Genomic DNA, 19,281 nt, shown 5'->3' with positions numbered 1-19,281 from the left:
CATGGGCTTGCCTTGATATATGGCGAAATCTATAGCTAGTCTTTCTTGTTTATTGCTCCAGCCGAGAGAGGACATCTTGCGTCAGTATCATGATTTGATGGCCCGGATTCGTCGTGACGGGACGTACCGTGGTGACCGTACAGGTACTGGTACCTATAGCGTTTTCGGTCATCAGATGCGTTTCGACCTTGAAAAGGGGTTTCCGCTCGTCACCACCAAGAAGCTGCATCTCAGATCGATCATCCACGAATTGCTGTGGTTCCTCACGGGCGATACCAACATCGGCTATTTAAAGGATAACGGCGTTTCCATTTGGGATGAATGGGCCGATGACAAAGGGGATCTCGGTCCTGTCTACGGTCATCAGTGGCGCAGTTGGCCAACACCGGATGGCGGAACCGTCGATCAGATTACCAACGTGCTGGCCGGTATCCGGCAAAGCCCGAACAGCAGGCGGCTGATTGTTTCCGCCTGGAACGTTGCCGATGTGGACCATATGGCCTTGCCGCCTTGCCACTGTTTGTTTCAGTTTTACGTGGCGGATGGGCGTTTGTCCTGCCAGTTATACCAACGCAGCGCCGACGTTTTCCTCGGCGTTCCCTTCAACATCGCTTCTTATGCGCTGCTGACCCATATGGTGGCGCAGGTCTGTGGACTGAAACCGGGAGATTTCGTTCATACCCTCGGTGATGCGCATCTTTATTCCAACCACATCGAGCAGGCCGACCTGCAACTGTCGCGCACGCCAAAACCGCTGCCACGCCTTTGGTTGAACCCCGATGTCAAAGACCTGTTCGCTTTCACCTATGACGATATACGGATCGAAGACTATGAGGCCCATCCCCATATCAAGGCGGCCGTTGCCGTATGATGAAAATACCGCCAGGCCAGGCGCAGGTTCCCGTTACCCGCCGCGATGACAGCCGTGGAATGCGCCAGCGGTTTCTAATGGCTTTGGTGCTGCTGATCGGGCTTGGCATCACATGGTCCGCCACGCGTGAATCCATCCTTTCGGCGGAACGGGAAGCCTACGCCACGTTTCAGGCAGCCGCCAATCTGATGATTGACCGGGCCGCCCGGCAGATCGACCAGCGTTTGCAGACGGCGGAGAGCCTACAACGTTTCTCGTCAACGACAGACGCGCTTTCGGATGAGGACCTGCAACGTTTTTTCGAGATCGATGCGACGCTTTTCGCAACGCCGCGGGTGGTGACACTGGTACTGGCCGCGCCCGCTGAAAACAGTGACGCCATAGTGGACCGCGCCAGACGTGGCGGGCGGGCGGATTTCATGATCCGGCGTTTTGAGGATGCGCCGCCGCGCGGACCTCTGCAAGGGGAGGCCTTTGTCATTTACATGGCGGAGATCGGGTTCGCCGACGCCTCTGAAAATCTTGTCGGGCATATGCAGCTGATAGGGATTGATATCAGCGCCTATGAGGATATTGCCGCCATACTGCGCGAGGCACGTATGAAGGGCATGTCCGTGACCACGCCGGCGCCGCCGACCGTGGCCGAGGTCGGCGGCAGTGCGACCATATTGCTGGTTTCCCCCGTCGGGCCGATTGACGGTATGGATGCATTCGTCGTCCAGTTGGAAGACCTTGATGCCCTGCTGGAGGAAGCGCGTCTATCGGCACCTGTGGGCGGTATTTCGATGGCTTTTTACGCGTCTTCCGCCGATGGCGCGCAGGTTCGGGGATTTGGCGAAGCACAGCCCTACAGTGTCAACGGTGTTGAAGCGGCCGGTACAGATGATCCCTATCGGGACAATGACCGATACAGCTTCAGCCGAACCATCCGGCTTGGCGCGAATATCTGGCAGGCGCGTACGTCGGCACCAAGGAGCCTTATTCCGGCCGATTATGGCCGTGCCGTCATTACGGCCAGTGTTTGTCTGGTCCTGATCGGGTTGGTTCTGTTCATCATGCGCACCCAATCGATGCGGGCGAACAGGGTGCAGGAAATTGTCTATCGGCGTACGCGGGCGCTGAAAAATGCTCATAAGGAACTCGAACAGCATAATAAACTGCTGCAAAGTCTGAATGACGAGCTGGTTGATGCCCGCAAGGCCGCTGAAACGGCCAACCGCGCCAAATCCGAGTTTCTTGCCACGGTCAGTCACGAATTGCGCACACCGCTGAACGCCATACTGGGCTTTTCGCAAATCCTGGCGGATCAGTCCCTGGGGCCGGTCGGTGACAAGCGCTATGTGGATTATGCCGTTGATATCAATGAAAGCGGCAATCACCTCTTGCGTCTTATCAATGACATTCTGGATCTGGCAAAGCTGGAAGCGGGCAAGATGCGCATCGAGAAGGCGCCTTTCCGGGTGCGGGACCTGGCCGATCGTGTCAGGTCCCTGTTACGCAAACAGGCGGCCGACAAGGGCCTGACCCTCAACGTTACGGTCGATGAAACCTTGCCCGAGCAACTGATGGGGGACATGATCAGATTGCGGCAGATTCTGATCAACCTGTCGTCAAATGCGATTAAATTCACGGAAGAGGGCGGTGTGACCATTCGGATGGCGCACAAACCCATGGACAACGGCGCGCCCGGCTGGGTGATGCAGGTTACCGACACCGGTATCGGTATCCCCAGTTCCAAATTGCCTTCGCTTTTCGACCGGTTTACCCAGGTGGATGCAGCCCACTCGCGGCAGCATGGGGGCGTCGGACTGGGATTGGCCATTTGCCGTGAACTTGTTGAGCGCATGGGCGGTTTCATTCATGTGGAGAGCACCTTGACTATCGGCAGTACGCTTCAGGTTCATTTGCCGTTGGAAATCATGCCATCCGACGGTGTTCTCGAAGACGATGTGATTTTCTGATGACCACAAGTCTGATCGTTGCCCGCGCACGGAGCAATGTCATCGGCCGTGACGGCGGCATGCCGTGGCATCTGCCGACTGACCTGAAGTATTTCAAGGCGGTCACCATGGGAAAGCCGGTCATCATGGGGCGCCGTACCTTTGAGTCCATCGGACGGCCTTTGCCTGGGCGTGACAATATCGTGATTTCCCGCCAGGAGGACTGGAGCCATGCCGGCACCGTCACCGTCCACAGCCTTGAGGCTGCGTTGGACAGGACCGCTGCCGCGGATGAAGCAATGGTCATAGGCGGCGCACAGATTTACGCCCAAGCCCTGCCATTGGCTGATCGCCTCTATATCACCGAGATTGACGCGGAGGTGGACGGAGACACGGTGTTCCCGGAGTTTGACGAAACCGACTGGGATGAGATCGGGCGTCGTGACGTCCCAGCCGATGCTGGATGTCCCGCATTGGCTTTCCGGATTTTGCAGCGCCGTTGAGAGCGCTGCGTCGCCGGGTCTCTCGAAATTGCCGCAGAGACCGCCGGTCTAACCTTCAGCGGTTTCCAGGCTGTGTGCCACTTTGCGGGCGATGCTTCTGTATGCGGCAGCTTCGGGACAATCGGGGTCCGACACCATGATCGGGTTGCCCGCATCCGCGCTTTCGCGGATACGCATGTGCAAAGGGACACGGCCCAGAAACGGGGTGTTCAGTTCCTGCGCAGCCGCTTCGGCGCCGCCATGTCCGAAAACATGGATTTCATGCCCGCAACTGGGGCAGTTCAGATAGCTCATATTCTCAATAAATCCGAAAACCGGTGTTCCAACCTTGCGGAACATGGCCAGTCCCTTGCGCGCGTCTATCAGGGCCAGGTCCTGCGGCGTTGAGACAATCACCGCGCCTGACAGCGGTGCCTGTTGCACCAGTGTCAACTGTACATCGCCGGTGCCGGGCGGCATGTCGATGACCAGAACGTCCAGTTCGCCCCAGGCGACTTCATGAATCAATTGCTGGGTGGCACCCATCACGCGGGGGCCGCGCCAGACCACGGGTTGATCCACATCCAGAAGAAAGCCGATCGACATGGCCGTCAGGCCGTGTGCCACATGGGGGATGATTTTTTTGTCTTCGGCGTTGGGACGTGCATCCAGTCCGAGCAACATCGGCAGCGACGGCCCGAAAATGTCAAGGTCCAGAATACCGGTCTTCAGGCCCTGTTCCTTGAGGCCCAGCGCCAGATTGATGGATGTCGTTGATTTGCCCACGCCGCCCTTGCCGCTGGCAACCGCGATAATATGCCGGATACCGGGGATTTCTTTCGGGCTCGGCGGTGGCGGCGGTGTGCGCTTCAGGGTAGGGGCGGGACCTGTCTGGTTCGGCCGTGGCCTGGCAGACGCGGTCTTGGCAGCCGTTTCTGTTTTTGCCGCGGTCAGCACCACATTGGCCTGCGTGATGCCATTGACATTTCTGGCGGCGTTTTCCGCCGCCGTCCGCAAGGCTTCCACATCGCCGGGTGCCGATGTCCCGAAATCCAGCACGATGCCTGCACGCGCCTCATCGTCAACGATAACCGCGCTGACCAGTCCCGCGCCGACGATATCCTGCGCCGGACTGCCCGCTTTTTTAACCTCTCCGTCAGGCACCGTTATGGTTGCCAAGGCATCCTTAACCGCTTGTTTCAGGCTCTCTTTGTCCGGTGATGTCATAATCCAGTGCCGCTCCTGTTTGGCGTGTTGCCGGGAACCGTTGCAGTGCCGGGGTGCCTAACATATATAGAATGCCAAGAACACGGGCTTTGTTCTCACGCATGAAACGGTTCAGCGTGCCTGATGTAGCGTATATTCCGGAAAAGGCGATGCGCTTGGGAAAGCGCGGTTTTGTCTGCGCGACAAACCCGACAATTTGGGAGACAGATATTATGCCATGGCAAAGCAATGGCGGCGGTGACCGTCCCAACCCCTGGGGCGACGGTTCGCGGTCCGGCGGTTCCGGAGGGCGTGGTCCGGGAGGGCGCGGACCGGGCGGTGACCCCCAGTTCGACGAATTCATCCGCAAAAGCCAGGAACAGCTTCGCAAGGCGCTGCCGGGTGGCCAGAATGGTATCTGGCTTGTTTTGTTGCTGGTCCTGGTGATTTGGCTTGGCAGCGGCATTTACCGTGTGGAACCGAACGAACAGGGCGTTGTCCTGCAATTCGGACGCTGGACCGAATCCGCCGCACCGGGTCTGCACTGGCATCTGCCGTATCCCATAGAAACAGCAATTGTCCGCCCTGTTACGGACGAAATCACCACTGAAATCGGCAGCCGGTCCCGCGCCAGCCGGGGTGGTCGCCAGACAGTCGAAGCCCGCGACGAAAGTCTGATGCTGACCGGTGACGAAAATATCGTCGATATCAAGTTCAACATCGTCTGGCGGATTTCCGATCTTGGCAATTTCCTGTTCAACCTGCGTGAACCCGATTCCACTGTGAAATCGGTTGGAGAAAGCGTGATGCGGGAACTGGTCGGTAAAGACCGGATCACGCCCGTCATCACCACAGCGCGCGGTCAGATCGAACAGGACGCCGAGACCAGCATCCAGAGCATTCTCGACGAGTATGAAAGCGGGATCGATATCGTCCGGGTTCAGATCAACCAGTCCGAGGCACCGGCCGAAGTGAAAGACGCTTTTCTGGATGTGCAACGGGCCGAGGCGGATCAGCAGCGTTTCAAGAATGAAGCCGATGCCTATCGTCGCCGTGTCCTACCGGAGGCGCGCGGGAATGCCCAGCGTCTTATCCAGCAGGCCGAAGCCTACCGCGCGGAAACCGTGGCCCGCGCCGAGGGTGAAGCCGCGCGCTTTATTTCCGTTTATAACGAATATCAGGCGGCCAAGGATGTAACCCGTCAACGGATATATCTGGAAACCATGGAACAAATCCTGTCCGGTATGGACAAGATCATTCTCGACGGTCAGGCAGGCGGCGGGGTTGTGCCTTATCTGCCGCTCAACGAGCTGCAGAAACGCAGCCAGGGTGGGGAGTAAGCGCCATGAATGCGAGATTGATTTCCCTCATTGTCGTGGCCGTGATCGCCGTATTCGTGGCCGCCGGGGCTTTTTTCGTTATTGATGAACGCAAACAGGCCATTGTTGTTCAGTTCGGAGAGCCCAAACGGACCATCGCGGAGTCCGGCCTTCATCTGAAGATGCCGATTTTCGAGCAGGTGATTTTGCTGGAAAAGCGCATCCTCAGCCTTGATGTGCCGCCTCAGGAAGTGCTCGCCAGCGATCAGCGCCGGATCCTGGTTGACAGCTTTGCCCGGTTCCGGATTGTCGATCCCCTGCGGATGTACCAGGCGGCCCGGACCGAACTCAGAGCCGCCGATCTCTTGGAACGGATCATGCAGTCGGCGGTGCGTCAGATTCTGGCCACCCAGGAAATGCCGGCCATTGTCTCCGGCGAGCGGCGCGCGCTGATGGCGCAAATTGAAAACCTGACCAATGAGCGTGCCCAGTCCATTGGTCTGGAAGTGATCGACGTTCGTCTCAAACGCGTTGATTTGCCGCCCCAAAACAGCCAGTCCATTTTCCAACGCATGGAGACGGAACGTCAGCGCGAGGCCGCTCAGGCGCGCGCTGAAGGGCAGGAAGAGGCTCTGAAGATCCGTGCCGGCGCGGACCGGGAAGTGGCTGAAACCCTGGCGAATGCTGAAAGAGAGGCCCAGAAGATCCGCGGTGAGGCCGATGCCGTCGCCGTGCGCGTATTTGCCGAGGCTTTTGGCCGGGACAAGGAATTCTTCGAATTCTATCGGACCATGCAGGCATATCGCAAAGCCCTTGGAAAGGATGACACCACCCTGGTTCTTTCGCCTGACAGTGAATTCTTCAAGCTGTTCATGGAAGCGCAGAGCGAAAACCGATAACAGGTCCGGGTAACGCGATTGCGCACAGGGTTTATGTGATCCCGGTGGTATAAGAGGCGTAAACTATGCTGTATGGGTGTTTTGCATGACTGCTTGTCGCAGTCGCAAAACATCCTACCGCAAAGCGGCTTGGCACCGACTGACCGGCACCTAAATGCTGTAACGGCGGCAACCGCGATACCGTGTTATCAGTGCAGACCGATGAAACCCTGCAGATACTGAAAGATGGTGATCGACCGGTTGACTTGGGATACCGCCGTCATAAGGATTTTGCCTCTGAGAGGCGGCGCTTGTTTTAAAAGAAGGAGTGTGTGCGTGACCACTCGCATCAATATTGTAAATCGACAGCGTGACATGGCCCATGTCCGCCGATGGGGACTTCTGGCCCTGGCACTGGCCGTTGTCCTGTCGGCTTTGTTCACTTTTACAGGCTCTGCCGAAGCACGGGGTGCGCCGGAAAGTTTTGCCGATCTGGTGGAGAAATATTCGCCGGCGGTGGTCAATATCTCGACCGTGCAGAATATTCCGGCCCGCCGGGGACGGCGTTTACCCGATCTGCCTGAAGGCACGCCGTTCGGCGACCTCTGGGAGGAATTCCGTGAACAGTTCGATGAAGGGGATGAACCCCGCGAGGCCCGCTCTCTCGGGTCCGGTTTTATCATCGATGCGGACGGCTATGTGGTGACCAACTACCATGTGATCGAGGAAGCCGACGAAATCACGGTTATCACCATTGACGGTGACGAATATGAGGCTGACATCGTTGGCCGTGACAGAAGTTCCGATCTGGCCCTGCTGAAGATCGAGGCCGACGAGCCTTTGCCCAATGTGGGGTGGGGGAACAGTGACGGTGACCGTATTGGTGACTGGGTGATGACCATTGGAAACCCTTATGGTCTGGGCGGTACGGTGACAGCGGGGATCATCTCCGCGCGCAACCGTCAAATCGGCAATTCCAATGTGGAATTCATACAGACGGATGCCCCCATCAACAGGGGCAATTCCGGTGGACCGATGTTCAACATGGAGGGCGAGGTCATCGGTGTGAACACGCTGATCTTCTCGCCATCGGGCGGCAATGTGGGGATTGGCTTTGCCATTCCGTCCAATTATGCCGGTTACATCATCGATCAGATTCGCGAATTCGGCCGCGTGCGGCGCGGTTGGCTGGGTGTATCCATCCAGGCCATGACCAAGGAATACGCTGAAAGTCTGGGGCTTGAAACGGATGAGGGTGCTTTGGTCAGCCGTGTTTTTCCGGATAGCCCTGCCGCGGCGGCGGGTGTGCAGCCCGGCGATGTCATCACCGAGTGGGATGGCAAACCGATCAAGGACTCGGCCATGCTGTCCCGTCTGGTCGGCCGGACCGAGATTGACCGCGATGTCGATATGATCCTGATCCGAGCCGGTGAGCGTGTAACCCTGAGCGTCAGAACCGGCGAGCGGGATGACAGCGATTTCGAGGATGACGAGGATTCCGCAGGCCGGAAGGATGATGAGGAAAACCCGTTTGGGGATCGTGCCCTTGTCCAGGGCATGGAACTGTCTCCCATCACCGCTGACCTGCGCCGCCGTTACCGCATCGACGAGGATGTGGACGGCGTGGTGGCTACCCGCGTCGTACGCCGCAGCCCTGCGGCCCGTAATGGTATACGACCCGGTACCGTGATCATCCGTGTCAACCAGCGCCCGGTTTCCGAACCTGTCGAGGTGGTCCAGCTGTTGGATGAAGCCTTGGAAGACGGTCGTGAGAACGCTTTGCTCCTTGTCCATTTCCGGGGCAACACCGTTCATATCTTGCTGCCGCTCGTCAGCGACGGTGATGCGGATGAAACTGGAGACGGTAAGCGCTGACCGCTGTCTGCCTGCGTCTTTCAAAATTACGAAAAGGGCTGGATTTCCGGCCCTTTTTGCTTTTTTCGAAGAGATACGGGGCTGAAAGGGATATGCGGGTGACCGGCAATGTTGCCAGCGTGGGCACCGTGCCGTTGTCAGCATGTTCAGGGCCGACGAGCCCAAGGCGACGTGCTCAGGCCGCGAACTCAGGTCTGGAATAGCCTTGCAAGAACAGCACGGCCCCGAGGTCCGTGTGTGACAGGGCAACGTCGGCGGCCTGTACCGCTTTTTCCTTGGCGCGGAAGGCAATACCCAGTCCCGCGGCATGGATCATCGGCACGTCATTGGCTCCGTCTCCCACCGCCAGCGTCTGATGTTTCGTCAGTTGCATTTTGCTGCGTCTGTCTTCCAGGGTCGCCAGTTTGGTGTTGGCATCGCTGATTGGCGGCAGGACCTCTCCGGTCAATCGCCCGTCCCTGATATCCAGCCGGTTGGCAATGTGTTCGTCAAAACCAAGCCGTGCGGCAACCCGGCCGGTGAAAAATGTAAATCCCCCCGATACAAGAACCGTGTGCGTTCCATGCGCCGTCATGGTTTTTACGAGGGTTTCCGCGCCGGGTGTTATGCGGACACGCTCCGTATAACAGGCTTCCAGAACATCTGCATTCAGGCCCGATAGCAGGGCGACGCGGGCCCGCAGGGAAGCCGCGAAATCAAGCTCCCCGCGCATGGCGGCTTCCGTGACTTTCGCGACCTGATCCTTGACGCCGGCATAATCGGCCAGTTCATCGATGCATTCGATCATGATCATGGTCGAATCCATGTCCGCCAGAAACAGCGCCTTGCGGCGCTGGTCCGGGGGCAGCAGAGCCCGGTCTACTGGCAGATCATGCAGCAGTGGCGGCAGATGTGCCCTGACATGGTCAAGGTTTTCCTCGCTTGTCTCAAATATGGTTTCAACCGCTTCTCCCGTGCTCAGGGTCTTCCAGTCGGGGGTATGTCCCTCTTTTGCCAGCAAGGTGCCGACGCGTTCCATGGCGGCCCGCAGTGCATCCGATGCATGACCATGCGCGGGGTTGACGATCAGGCTCAGCACCCGCTTCATAAGACCCATTATCCCTGATGGAGTGTTGATTTGAGAAAAAGCGCCCTTTTTATTGCAGGCCCGACGGCCAGCGGCAAGTCATCTCTGGCGCTGAGGGTGGCCGAGGCGCTGGGCGGCGTTGTCATCAACGCCGACAGTATGCAGGTCTACCGTGACCTTGCCGTGCTCACGGCGCGGCCCGGACCGGCGGAAACGGCTCGTATTCCCCATGCCTTGTACGGGACTGTGGACGGTGACGAGGCATTTTCCGCCGGTGCCTGGTGTCAGTATGCGATGATTGAGGTTGAAGCGGCCTGGAAAGAGGGCCGTTTGCCTATTCTCGTTGGCGGCACGGGGCTCTATTTCCGGACAATTGTCGAAGGGATCGCCACGGTCCCGGATATCCCCGTGGATGTAAGGGCGCAGGTGCGTGCCGATATGGCTGCCTATGGCGTGGGTCACATGTATAATCGTTTGCGCGTCGCGGATCCGGCCATGGCGGAAAAGTTACACGCCGCCGACAGCCAGCGTATCGCCCGTGCCCTCGAAGTGATCGAGGCGACCGGCAAATCTCTGTCCCATTATCAGGAAAGAACCGCGCCGGGTCCTTTAAAGCCGCTCCTTGATCAGGGACTGTTGACACGCTGGGTGCTGAACTGGCCACGGGCGGGCCTTTATGCACGGTGTGATGCCCGGTTCGAAATGATGATAAACCAGGGGGCCCTGGAGGAGGTCAAGGCGCTTCTGGCGCGCGGGCTGCCTGACGACAGGCCGGTCATGCGCGCCCTGGGTGTTCCGAGTCTGTCGGACTACCTGTCCGGGCATCGGGATTTGTCCGTGGCCATTGAACGCGCCAAGGTCCAGACAAGACGCTTTGCCAAACGGCAGCTGACGTGGTTCCGGCATCAGTGCACGGATTGGCAGGCTGTTGATGCGCAAGATATGGAAACAAAAACACCGGATTTAATATCATTTATGACAAGAAAAATCAATTGACTGAGTAATTTTGTTATCATATGGTCGTCTTATGCCGCGCCGCAACATCAGTTGGGCGCGGCCTCTGTATCTTTGGAAAGGATGTGGACCTCTCGGACAAGGGGTGCGCAGCGGGAACAGGACACAATGACGATGACGGCATTGATGGATAAGGCAAAGCCGGCGGTTCGCACACCTGGCAATGGGAAAACTCCCGGCGGAAAAGCCGATCTTCTAAGCGGTGCGGACATGATCGTACGTACCCTTGAGGAACTGGGTGTCGAATTGATTTTCGGCTATCCCGGTGGGGCTGTCCTGCCCATTTATGACGCGCTTTTCAGCCAGTCATCCATCCGCCACATTCTGGTGCGCCATGAGCAGGCGGCCGCTCATGCTGCGGAAGGCTATGCCCGTGCCACAGGCAAGCCCGGGGTCATATTGGTGACATCGGGGCCGGGTGCAACCAATGTGGTGACCGGTCTGACGGATGCCATGCTTGATTCCATTCCCGTTATTTGCCTGACCGGGCAGGTGGCACGCCACCTGATCGGAAATGACGCTTTTCAGGAGGCGGATACGGTCGGCATTACACGCCCGTGTACGAAACACAATTATCTGGTCAAGGAAACCGCTGATATCCCGCGTATCCTGCGCGAAGCCCATTATGTGGCAACAAATGGCCGGCCGGGCCCCGTCGTTATCGACCTGCCAAAGGATATTCAGGTGGAAAAGGCTCCTTTCACGCCCGCGAAGGACCTGCCGGCCGCTGAAGTGCGCCATCGTACCTATCGTCCGCGTATTGAAGGGGATGCGGCGGCGGTGGACGAAGCTCTGTCCCTGTTGGCGCAGGCAAAGAGGCCGATCATCTATGCCGGCGGCGGTGTTATCAATTCCGGTCCTGAGGCGTCTGCCGTGTTGACGGCTTTTGCGCGGCAGACCGGGTTTCCGGTGACCAATACCCTGATGGGGCTTGGCGCATTTCCCGCAAGTGACCCGCAATTTCTCGGCATGCTGGGTATGCACGGCACTTGGGAAGCCAATCATGCCATGCATGACTGCGACGTCATGCTGGCTGTCGGCGCCCGCTTTGATGACCGGGTGACGGGCCGGCTGGATGCCTTTTCGCCGGCATCCAAGAAAATTCACATCGATATTGATTTGTCATCCATCAATAAGAATGTGGCGGTCGACGTACCTATTATCGGCGATGCCGGACGGGTGCTGCGCCAGTTGCTGGATGGATGGCTTGCACGGTACGCGGACGGTGATAGGCCCTCGCTGGATAATTGGTGGGCCATGATCGGACGGTGGCGCGCGCGCGATTGCCTCGGTTTTGAGGCGCGCGATGACGTGATCATGCCGCAACATGTCCTGACGGCGCTCAACGGCCTGATCCGCGACCGGCAGGCCATCGTCAGTACCGAGGTCGGGCAGCACCAGATGTGGGCGGCCCAGTATCTGGACTTTGAAAAGCCCAATCTTTGGCTGACGTCCGGTGGGCTCGGTACCATGGGATACGGCTTGCCGGCGGCTTACGGGGCGCAGCTTGCCTTCCCGGATGCCTTGGTGATTGACGTGGCGGGTGAGGCCTCTATCCAGATGAACATTCAGGAACTTGCAACCCTGAAGCAGTACGGTCTGCCGGTGAAGATTCTGATCCTGAACAACGAGTATATGGGAATGGTCCGTCAATGGCAGGACCTCAGCTATGACGGGCGCCGGTCGGAAAGCTATTCCGAGGCATTGCCCGATTTTGTCGCGCTCGCCGAGGCTTACGGTATAAAAGGGATGCGGATTTCAGATCCGGCCGATCTTGAGGCCGGTCTGGCCGGTATGATCGCTCATGACGGCCCCGTTCTGGTGGATTGTCAGGTGGCCAAGCTGGAAAACTGTTTTCCGATGGTCCCGGCGGGCGCCGCGCATAACGAAATGCTGTTGGCGGGCGATCATATCTCCGAACCCAGGGACGAGGAAGCCCTTGCCGTTGTATGAGCCTGCCGTGAGTATCGGCCTGTCAGGCAGTGTGGCCGGTTTGTAAGCCGGCGCGCTGACATTCACACCTCAAACTTTGCTGATCACCAGAAAGCGGGCGGATTTGCCATGAAGGAACAGGGCCCTATCCAGCGGCATACCATCAGTGCCATCGTTGACAATGAGGCTGGCGTCCTTGCCCGTGTGATTGGGCTGTTTTCAGGACGCGGCTATAATATTGAAAGTCTGACCGTCGCGGAAATGGATGTTTCCGGAAAGAGATCCCGCGTGACGGTCGTGACATCCGGGACACGCATGGTGATTGAACAGATTAAGGCACAGCTTGACAGGTTGGTGCCGGTTCACCGGGTGGCCGATCTGACCATGGATGGACCTTTTGTCGCCCGCGATCTGGCATTGGTGAAAGTCGCGGGCGAAGGGGAAAAACGGGTTGAGGCACTGCGCCTGGCCGATGTCTTCCGGGCCCGTGTCGTTGACTCCACGCGCAGCAGTTTTGTTTTCGAACTGACCGGCACGGCTGACAAGCTGAATGCCTTTATCGATCTCATGTCCGAACTGGGTCTGGTGGAGGTGGCGCGTACCGGTGCCGCCGCTTTGGCGCGGGGCGGGCAGGGACTTGAGGATGCTCCCCACCCTTGAACCATTGTCTCATCCGTTCAGGATGATCCGGATCAAACGCAAAAGGATTGTTTCATGCAAGTATACACGGACAAGGACACCGACTTTTCCCTTATCAAGGACAAGACAATCGTGGTTGTCGGTTATGGCAGCCAGGGCCATGCCCACGCCGCCAATCTCCGGGATTCCGGTGTCGCCGAAGTGATTGTTGCCCTCAGAGAGGGCTCCCGTACCCGCCAAAAGGCACAAGCCGCCGGTTTTACCGTCATGACCGCCGGTGAGGCGGCCGCCCGTGCCGACATCGTCATGATGCTGGCCCCCGATGAGCATCAGGCGGCCATTTATGAGCACGATCTGAAAGACAGCCTCAAGCATGGGGCCACATTGATGTTTGCCCACGGCCTGAATATCCATTTTGGCCTGATCGAAGCCCGTGCCGATCTGGACGTGATCATGGTCGCGCCCAAAGGGCCGGGTCACACGGTGCGCGCGCTTTATGAGGGCGGTGCCGGCGTGCCCTGCCTGATCGCCGTGCATCAGGATGCCAGCGGGCAGGCAAAGGACAGGGCGCTTGCATATGCCGGCGCCATAGGGGGCGGTCGATCCGGTATTCTGGAAACCAATTTCCGTGAGGAATGCGAAACCGATCTGTTCGGAGAGCAGGCGGTTTTGTGTGGCGGTGTGACAGCATTGATCAAAGCCGGTTTCGAAACGCTGGTCGAGGCCGGGTACGCGCCTGAAATGGCATATTTCGAATGCCTTCACGAGGTGAAGCTTATTGTTGATCTGATATATGAAGGCGGCATTGCCGACATGCGCTACTCCATTTCCAACACTGCGGAATATGGCGATTACAAAACCGGGCCGCGTATCATCACCGAGGCAACCAAGGCTGAAATGAAACGGGTTCTGGACGATATCCAGCGTGGCCGTTTTGTGCGCGACTTCATCGCCGACAATATGACGGGCAATCCGGAAATGAAGGCAGAGCGCGGCCTGGCGGCCAAGCATCCCATTGAGCCGGTCGGAGCACGCCTGAGGGCCCTGATGCCCTGGATGCAGGCTGACAAAATGATCGACCGGGAGCGCAACTGATCCAGTCTGTTGGCAAAATGGCCGAGTAATAAAATTACCGGAAATTAACGCTTGATATCATAATATGTTGTCTTGCATAGTTTTGCCATGAGTATAGACGTCCAGAGGGCAGAAAAATGACCCCAAGAAGAAGCACGGCGCACCGCGCCAAAGCCATTGCCACCACCCGGTCCGTGCAAACGGGGGCTTATGCCCGTCTTGCCGGCCTGACAGGTGGGGGACTGCTTCTTCTGGTGCTTCTTATCGCTGCGGGCCGACTTATCGGCCCTTAAGCACCGTCTTTATCCACACAGTGACAAGGACGGACGCTTAAGGGTTTTTGAGTTTCCATCCGTTGCAAACATGGCAGAGTCGTCATGTGCGCATTTTGCGCCCTGCCTGTTTCACGGAATTAGCGCCGATAATTTTTGCAAAGGACGTAACGGTCATGTCTCAGGAAAAGACTGCCACCGGGAGCGGGCAGGATCATTTATATATTTTCGACACCACCTTGCGGGACGGCGAGCAGTCACCGGGCGCTTCCATGACCCTGGAGGAAAAACTGCGCATCGCCGAAACGCTGGATGCGTTAAAGGTTGATGTCATCGAAGCCGGTTTCGCCATTGCCTCGGAAGGCGATTTCGCATGCGTGAAAGCGGTTGCCGAACAGGTGCGCGGGTGCACCGTCGCCTCGCTGGCGCGTGCGGCACCCGGCGATATCGAACGCGCGGCCGAGGCCCTCGTGCCGGCGATCCGGCCGCGCATCCATACCTTCATAGCCACAAGTCCCCTTCATATGAAGGTCAAGCTGCAGATGCAGCCCGAGGCCGTACTGGAAGCGATTCACGCTTCGGTTTCGAAAGCCCGCGGTCATGTCGACGATGTCGAGTGGAGTGCGGAAGATGCCACCCGGTCCGATCCCGATTTTCTGTGCCGTGCGGTGGAGGCGGCGATCCGTGCCGGGGCAACCACCGTTAATCTGCCGGACACGGTGGGCTATGCCACGCCGGAGGAATATTCGGCCATGTTTGCCGATATTCTGGCCCGCGTTCCGGGCGCGGACGGTGTCATACTGTCCGCGCATTGCCATAACGATCTTGGTCTTGCGGTGGCCAATTCGCTTGCTGCGGTGAAAGCCGGGGCTCGGCAGGTCGAATGCACGATCAACGGCATCGGCGAACGTGCGGGCAATGCCGCGATGGAAGAAATCGTCATGGCGATCCGCACGCGCGGCGATGTCGTGCCGGTGACGACCCGGGTTGAGACAACGGAAATCACAAAGGCGAGCCGTCTCGTTTCCGCCGTAACCGGGTTCGCCGTGCAGAACAACAAGGCCATCGTTGGCGCGAATGCTTTTGCTCATGAAAGCGGTATTCACCAGGACGGGGTCCTGAAAGCGGCGGAAACCTATGAAATCATGACACCGGAAAGCGTCGGCCTTAACCGGTCTTCCCTGGTTATGGGCAAGCATTCCGGCCGGCATGCTTTTGCCGAGAAGCTCCGGGAAATGGGTTATACCCTGGGGGAAAACGCCTTTCAGGAATGCTTCAAGCGGTTCAAGGCACTTGGTGATCGCAAGAAGCATATTTACGACGAGGACATCATTGCTCTGGTGGACGATGAGGTGGCGACCGCCAGCAACCGGATCCGTGTTGTCAGTGTGACAACCCATTCCTCGTCGGGGGCCAAAGCTGTTTCTGACGTGACACTGGACATCGACGGCGAGGAAAGATCAACGGTCGTTTACGGTGAAGGCCCGGTCGATGCGGCTTTCAATGCGATCAAGGATCTGATCGGGTACAGGCCGCATCTTCAGCTTTTCCAGGTACATGCCGTGACACAAGGGACGGATGCCCAGGCCGAGTGCACTGTCCGCCTTGAGGAGAGCGGCCGTACCGCCAATGGTCAGGGCGCGCATGAGGATACGGTGACAGCGGCGGCGCGGGCTTATGTGGCGGCAGTGAACAAGCTTATGGTCAAACGCGAGAAGACCGCACCGCAGCCGGTGGCCTCGGTTACGCCGGATGTGGCCGCGGGGGACGGGTGACCCTAAACTCGGAAACCGGCGTGCGATCACCAGGCGGCAGGCATTCGGTACGGCAGACGTCCGGCAATGGTAACCACCGGTAAGGTTTGCAGTTTGCCAAACGCCGGCGGAGGGGCAATGTCTGCTCTCGTGGACAGACAGCGCCGTCCTGTGTGGGTTTGAAGCCACGAATGGTACCAAATTACCCTTCCGCCTCCCTAAATCCGCCGCAATCCTGCGCGAGACCTCTTGTCTCGGGCGCATAACTGCCCCATAACCGCCCTAGGGGAAGCCCGGCAGTATGGCCGGGTATGTTAAATTAAAGGATCAATCGTCCATGCTTTCCAAGTTGCTCGGCATGTTCTCGTCGGACATGGCTATCGATCTGGGGACCGCAAACACTCTGGTTTATGTAAAAGGGCGTGGCATTGTCCTCAACGAACCCTCGGTGGTTGCCATTCAAAGCGAACATGGCCGGGACCGTGTGCTGGCAGTCGGCGACGAGGCCAAGTTGATGCTGGGACGTACGCCTAGCGGCATTCAGGCCATTCGCCCTTTGCGGGATGGCGTGATCGCCGATTTTCATGTCGCTGAACAGATGATCAAGCACTTCATCCAGAAAGTTCACAATCGTTCCTTTGCCAGCCCGCAGGTGGTGGTTTGCGTGCCGTCCGGATCGACGGCGGTTGAGCGGAAAGCCATTCAGGAATCGGCGGAACAGGCCGGTGCCCGCAAGGTATATCTGATTGACGAACCCATGGCGGCGGCTATTGGTGCCGGCCTGCCTGTCACGGAACCCCAGGGGTCCATGGTGGTGGACATTGGGGGCGGTACCACGGAAGTGGCGGTTCTTTCACTGGGCGGGATCGTCTATGCCACATCCGTGCGTGTCGGCGGCGATAAGATGGATGAAGCCATCATCGGCTATATCCGCCGTAACCACAATCTGCTTATCGGTGAGGCAACCGCCGAACGGATCAAGAAAGAGATCGGGACGGCCATGGTCCCCGAAGACGGCATCGGCAAGTCGATGATCATCAAAGGACGTGATCTGATGAACGGTGTTCCCAAGGAACTCGAGGTGAACCAGGCACAGGTTGCCGAAGCGCTCTCCGAACCGGTCAGTGCCATCGTCGAAGGTGTCAAGGTCGCACTGGAGCGGACGGCGCCCGAACTGGCGGCCGATATCGTTGATCGCGGTATTGTACTGACGGGCGGTGGGGCGCTTCTCGGAGATCTGGACACTGTGATCCGCCGTGCGACCGGGCTGCCGGTTTCGGTTGCGGAAGAGTCATTGACATGCGTGGCACTTGGTACCGGGCGCGCACTGGAAGATGAATCCCTGCGCCTGGTTCTGACCGAAAGCTATTGATTGCCGTTGGGTGCGCTGCCTGATGGTTTTTCGGAAACCTACGGGATTTCTCTCTGCGGTATGCCATAGACCATAGCCAGGATGATTCAGAAAAACTTGGCCATTGCGACGGTGGCCGGGAGCAAGGCGGAACCATGAGCGGCATGGGCGGTGCAAAAAGTCCGGAATGGCGCGAAAGAGGTGGCGTGTGAGTCAGGGGTTGCGCAGCGCCGGTGCCCTTGCGGGCGGATTGAGCCCACGGCGCGCATCCCGCGGAAGTCTGGCTTTTTGGCTTTATTTTGCTGCCGCGGCCGCACTTTTTCTTCTCGAGGTGGCGGGCAGTGATTTGCCGCAGCGTGTGCGCGCCCATGCAAACGACCTGGTGGCGCCGGTCCTCTCGGTTCTGGAAAGGCCGATCCGGGGGGCGCAGAACGGCCTTGAACGTATTGCCGGCGTGTCCGATATTTATGTGGAAAATCAGGATCTTCGTTCTGAAAATGATCGCCTGCGCCAATGGCGGGAAGCCGCATTGCAGTTGGCCCGCGAGAATGAGCGCCTGCGCCAGATGATGAAGGTGCCGGGGCGTGAGGTGCCGACAGCCGCCACAGGCCGCGTTGTGGGGGTCGGGGGCGGCGCTTTTGAGCGCAGCGTCATCATCAATGTGGGGGCGGGCGACGGTGTACGCCGGCAATGGCCCGTGGTTGACGAGGCGGGCGTTGTCGGCCGGGTCATCCAGGTCGGCCAATGGAGCAGCCGTGTTCTCCTTGTCAGTGACCTGAACAGTCGTATCCCTGTGAGAGTGGAACGGACCGGAGCCCTTGCAATCGCCGAGGGCCAGAATAGTGAGCGAATAGCCCTGACCTATATTCCCCAAGGCAGTGAAGTGCGTGTGGGAGACCGTATTCTGACCTCCGGTCATGGCGGTGTGTTCCCGCCTGACCTCCCGGTGGGACGCGTGGTCGAAGTTGACGATGACCGTGTTTTTCTGGATGCGGCGGCGCTTGTCGACCGCATCGATTATGTGCGTGTCATGGCATATGAGATACCGGTGCCGGAAATGGTTGATGGCCCGGCCTTGCCGCCTGAGGGAGACGGCCGATGAACGCTGCGCGGGGTGGTGGATCAGTCGAAAACGGCATTGCCAATTTTGCACCTTTGGCTGCGACGGTTTTTCTGGCTTTGGTCATGCTGTTGCCGGTCGGCACCGGCGTCGCCAATGTGATGATGCCGCATTTCGTGCTCATTGCGACATTTTACTGGCTGCTGCGCCGGCCGGTACTGATGCCCTATGGCGCGTGCGCGGCCATCGGATTTCTACTGGATTTGTGGCTGGATGTACCTCTCGGTCTGAACATGCTGATGCTGTTGTCCACCCGTCTCTTCATTCTAAGTCAGATCAAGTATCTGCGGGGTCAGACCCGGCTTGTGCAATGGTTGGTTTTCGCACTTTTTACCTTGATTCTTTATACTCTAAGCTGGTTTGCGGTCGCTTTGGCGAAGCGTGACTGGCTGCCGGTTGAGCCGCTGTTTACCCAGTGGCTTGTAACAACATTGTCCTATGCACCGGTCGCGCTTGTGATTGGCCGCTTGCGTCGCGTTATGGTGTAA

At 58.4% G+C, this 19,281-nt stretch carries 17 protein-coding genes; 15 read left to right on the top strand and 2 right to left on the bottom strand.

The features are described from left to right. Positions 1–76: 76 nt before the first annotated feature. From BXY39_RS01085 to folA, 3 genes are read left to right on the top strand one after another with little or no spacing between them, the layout of a single operon-like run. Positions 77–871 carry a thymidylate synthase gene (locus tag BXY39_RS01085; RefSeq protein WP_121936995.1) on the top strand — a complete coding sequence of 265 codons (795 nt, stop codon included), beginning with the start codon at positions 77–79 and terminating at the stop codon, positions 869–871. Further along, positions 868–2,832, top strand: a complete 1,965-nt coding sequence (locus BXY39_RS01080) for an ATP-binding protein (protein WP_121936994.1) — start codon at positions 868–870, stop codon at positions 2,830–2,832. Before BXY39_RS01085 ends, BXY39_RS01080 begins: the two co-directional genes overlap by 4 nt. After that, positions 2,832–3,314 carry a type 3 dihydrofolate reductase gene (gene folA, locus BXY39_RS01075; RefSeq protein ID WP_121936993.1) on the top strand — a complete coding sequence of 161 codons (483 nt, stop codon included), beginning with the start codon at positions 2,832–2,834 and terminating at the stop codon, positions 3,312–3,314. The genes BXY39_RS01080 and folA overlap by 1 nt, the downstream gene beginning before the upstream one ends. A 48-nt stretch (positions 3,315–3,362) precedes the next feature. Here the strand turns inward: folA and BXY39_RS01070 are convergent, their stop codons facing one another. Next, complete coding sequence (locus BXY39_RS01070; protein ID WP_121936992.1) at positions 3,363–4,520, bottom strand: Mrp/NBP35 family ATP-binding protein; 1,158 nt, start codon at positions 4,518–4,520, stop codon at positions 3,363–3,365. A gap of 212 nt (positions 4,521–4,732) precedes the next feature. On the opposite strand from BXY39_RS01070, the gene hflK reads away from it, so the two are divergent. The 3 genes from hflK (at position 4,733) to BXY39_RS01055 (ending at position 8,571) form a co-directional block, all read left to right on the top strand. Continuing rightward, on the top strand, positions 4,733–5,839 hold the full coding sequence (gene hflK / locus BXY39_RS01065) for an FtsH protease activity modulator HflK (RefSeq protein ID WP_121937676.1): 1,107 nt from the start codon (positions 4,733–4,735) through the stop codon (positions 5,837–5,839). A gap of 5 nt (positions 5,840–5,844) precedes the next feature. Then, positions 5,845–6,717 carry a protease modulator HflC gene (hflC, locus tag BXY39_RS01060; RefSeq protein ID WP_121936991.1) on the top strand — a complete coding sequence of 291 codons (873 nt, stop codon included), beginning with the start codon at positions 5,845–5,847 and terminating at the stop codon, positions 6,715–6,717. 315 nt (positions 6,718–7,032) lie between these two features. Continuing rightward, the gene (locus tag BXY39_RS01055) at positions 7,033–8,571 is read left to right on the top strand and encodes a DegQ family serine endoprotease (RefSeq protein WP_211332026.1); all 1,539 of its coding nucleotides are present in this window, start codon (positions 7,033–7,035) and stop codon (positions 8,569–8,571) included. A 175-nt stretch (positions 8,572–8,746) separates the two neighbouring features. Here BXY39_RS01055 and serB read toward each other — a convergent pair whose 3' ends face one another. After that, complete coding sequence (gene serB, locus BXY39_RS01050) at positions 8,747–9,658, bottom strand: phosphoserine phosphatase SerB (RefSeq protein WP_121936989.1); 912 nt, start codon at positions 9,656–9,658, stop codon at positions 8,747–8,749. 30 nt (positions 9,659–9,688) lie between these two features. Here serB and miaA point away from each other — a divergent pair, with 30 nt between their 5' ends. The 9 genes from miaA to mreD all read left to right on the top strand — a co-directional run bounded on the left by miaA (position 9,689) and on the right by mreD (position 19,281). Beyond that, the gene (miaA, locus tag BXY39_RS01045; RefSeq protein WP_121936988.1) at positions 9,689–10,633 is read left to right on the top strand and encodes a tRNA (adenosine(37)-N6)-dimethylallyltransferase MiaA; all 945 of its coding nucleotides are present in this window, start codon (positions 9,689–9,691) and stop codon (positions 10,631–10,633) included. A 144-nt stretch (positions 10,634–10,777) separates the two neighbouring features. Further along, positions 10,778–12,604: a biosynthetic-type acetolactate synthase large subunit gene (ilvB, locus tag BXY39_RS01040; RefSeq protein ID WP_121937675.1), complete on the top strand. Its 1,827-nt coding sequence runs from the start codon at positions 10,778–10,780 to the stop codon at positions 12,602–12,604. A 108-nt stretch (positions 12,605–12,712) separates the two neighbouring features. Further along, on the top strand, positions 12,713–13,243 hold the full coding sequence (gene ilvN / locus BXY39_RS01035; protein WP_121936987.1) for an acetolactate synthase small subunit: 531 nt from the start codon (positions 12,713–12,715) through the stop codon (positions 13,241–13,243). A 54-nt stretch (positions 13,244–13,297) separates the two neighbouring features. Further along, a complete protein-coding gene (gene ilvC / locus BXY39_RS01030) occupies positions 13,298–14,317 on the top strand; it encodes a ketol-acid reductoisomerase (protein WP_121936986.1) in 1,020 nt (339 codons plus the stop codon). 116 nt (positions 14,318–14,433) lie between these two features. Next, entirely contained in the window at positions 14,434–14,589 is a 156-nt protein-coding gene (locus BXY39_RS19245; protein ID WP_170163527.1) for a hypothetical protein, read from the top strand. A gap of 155 nt (positions 14,590–14,744) precedes the next feature. After that, positions 14,745–16,343, top strand: coding sequence for a 2-isopropylmalate synthase (locus tag BXY39_RS01025; RefSeq protein ID WP_121936985.1), 1,599 nt, complete (start codon positions 14,745–14,747; stop codon positions 16,341–16,343). A 316-nt stretch (positions 16,344–16,659) separates the two neighbouring features. Then, entirely contained in the window at positions 16,660–17,694 is a 1,035-nt protein-coding gene (locus BXY39_RS01020) for a rod shape-determining protein (RefSeq protein WP_121937674.1), read from the top strand. A gap of 187 nt (positions 17,695–17,881) precedes the next feature. Beyond that, entirely contained in the window at positions 17,882–18,775 is an 894-nt protein-coding gene (mreC, locus tag BXY39_RS01015) for a rod shape-determining protein MreC (protein WP_170163526.1), read from the top strand. Further along, entirely contained in the window at positions 18,772–19,281 is a 510-nt protein-coding gene (gene mreD, locus BXY39_RS01010; RefSeq protein WP_121936983.1) for a rod shape-determining protein MreD, read from the top strand. The genes mreC and mreD overlap by 4 nt, the downstream gene beginning before the upstream one ends.

This window comes from Eilatimonas milleporae (assembly GCF_003688555.1).
GTDB classification, from domain to species: domain Bacteria; phylum Pseudomonadota; class Alphaproteobacteria; order Sphingomonadales; family Kordiimonadaceae; genus Eilatimonas; species Eilatimonas milleporae.
Note: the sequence above shows the minus strand (reverse complement) of the source record. Positions and strands in the feature narration are given on the sequence as shown.

What these genes read in the sequence shown, in the direction of transcription:
- BXY39_RS01025 (WP_121936985.1), top strand. Translation starts at nt 14,745, where the DNA reads ATGTCTCAGGAAAAGACTGCCACCGGGAGCGGGCAGGATCATTTATAT.
- hflK (WP_121937676.1), top strand. Translation starts at nt 4,733, where the DNA reads ATGCCATGGCAAAGCAATGGCGGCGGTGACCGTCCCAACCCCTGGGGC.
- BXY39_RS19245 (WP_170163527.1), top strand. Translation starts at nt 14,434, where the DNA reads ATGACCCCAAGAAGAAGCACGGCGCACCGCGCCAAAGCCATTGCCACC.
- BXY39_RS01080 (WP_121936994.1), top strand. Translation starts at nt 868, where the DNA reads ATGATGAAAATACCGCCAGGCCAGGCGCAGGTTCCCGTTACCCGCCGC.
- serB (WP_121936989.1), bottom strand. Translation starts at nt 9,658, where the DNA reads ATGAAGCGGGTGCTGAGCCTGATCGTCAACCCCGCGCATGGTCATGCA.
- folA (WP_121936993.1), top strand. Translation starts at nt 2,832, where the DNA reads ATGACCACAAGTCTGATCGTTGCCCGCGCACGGAGCAATGTCATCGGC.
- hflC (WP_121936991.1), top strand. Translation starts at nt 5,845, where the DNA reads ATGAATGCGAGATTGATTTCCCTCATTGTCGTGGCCGTGATCGCCGTA.
- ilvB (WP_121937675.1), top strand. Translation starts at nt 10,778, where the DNA reads ATGGATAAGGCAAAGCCGGCGGTTCGCACACCTGGCAATGGGAAAACT.
- BXY39_RS01020 (WP_121937674.1), top strand. Translation starts at nt 16,660, where the DNA reads ATGCTTTCCAAGTTGCTCGGCATGTTCTCGTCGGACATGGCTATCGAT.
- ilvN (WP_121936987.1), top strand. Translation starts at nt 12,713, where the DNA reads ATGAAGGAACAGGGCCCTATCCAGCGGCATACCATCAGTGCCATCGTT.
- mreD (WP_121936983.1), top strand. Translation starts at nt 18,772, where the DNA reads ATGAACGCTGCGCGGGGTGGTGGATCAGTCGAAAACGGCATTGCCAAT.
- ilvC (WP_121936986.1), top strand. Translation starts at nt 13,298, where the DNA reads ATGCAAGTATACACGGACAAGGACACCGACTTTTCCCTTATCAAGGAC.
- BXY39_RS01070 (WP_121936992.1), bottom strand. Translation starts at nt 4,520, where the DNA reads ATGACATCACCGGACAAAGAGAGCCTGAAACAAGCGGTTAAGGATGCC.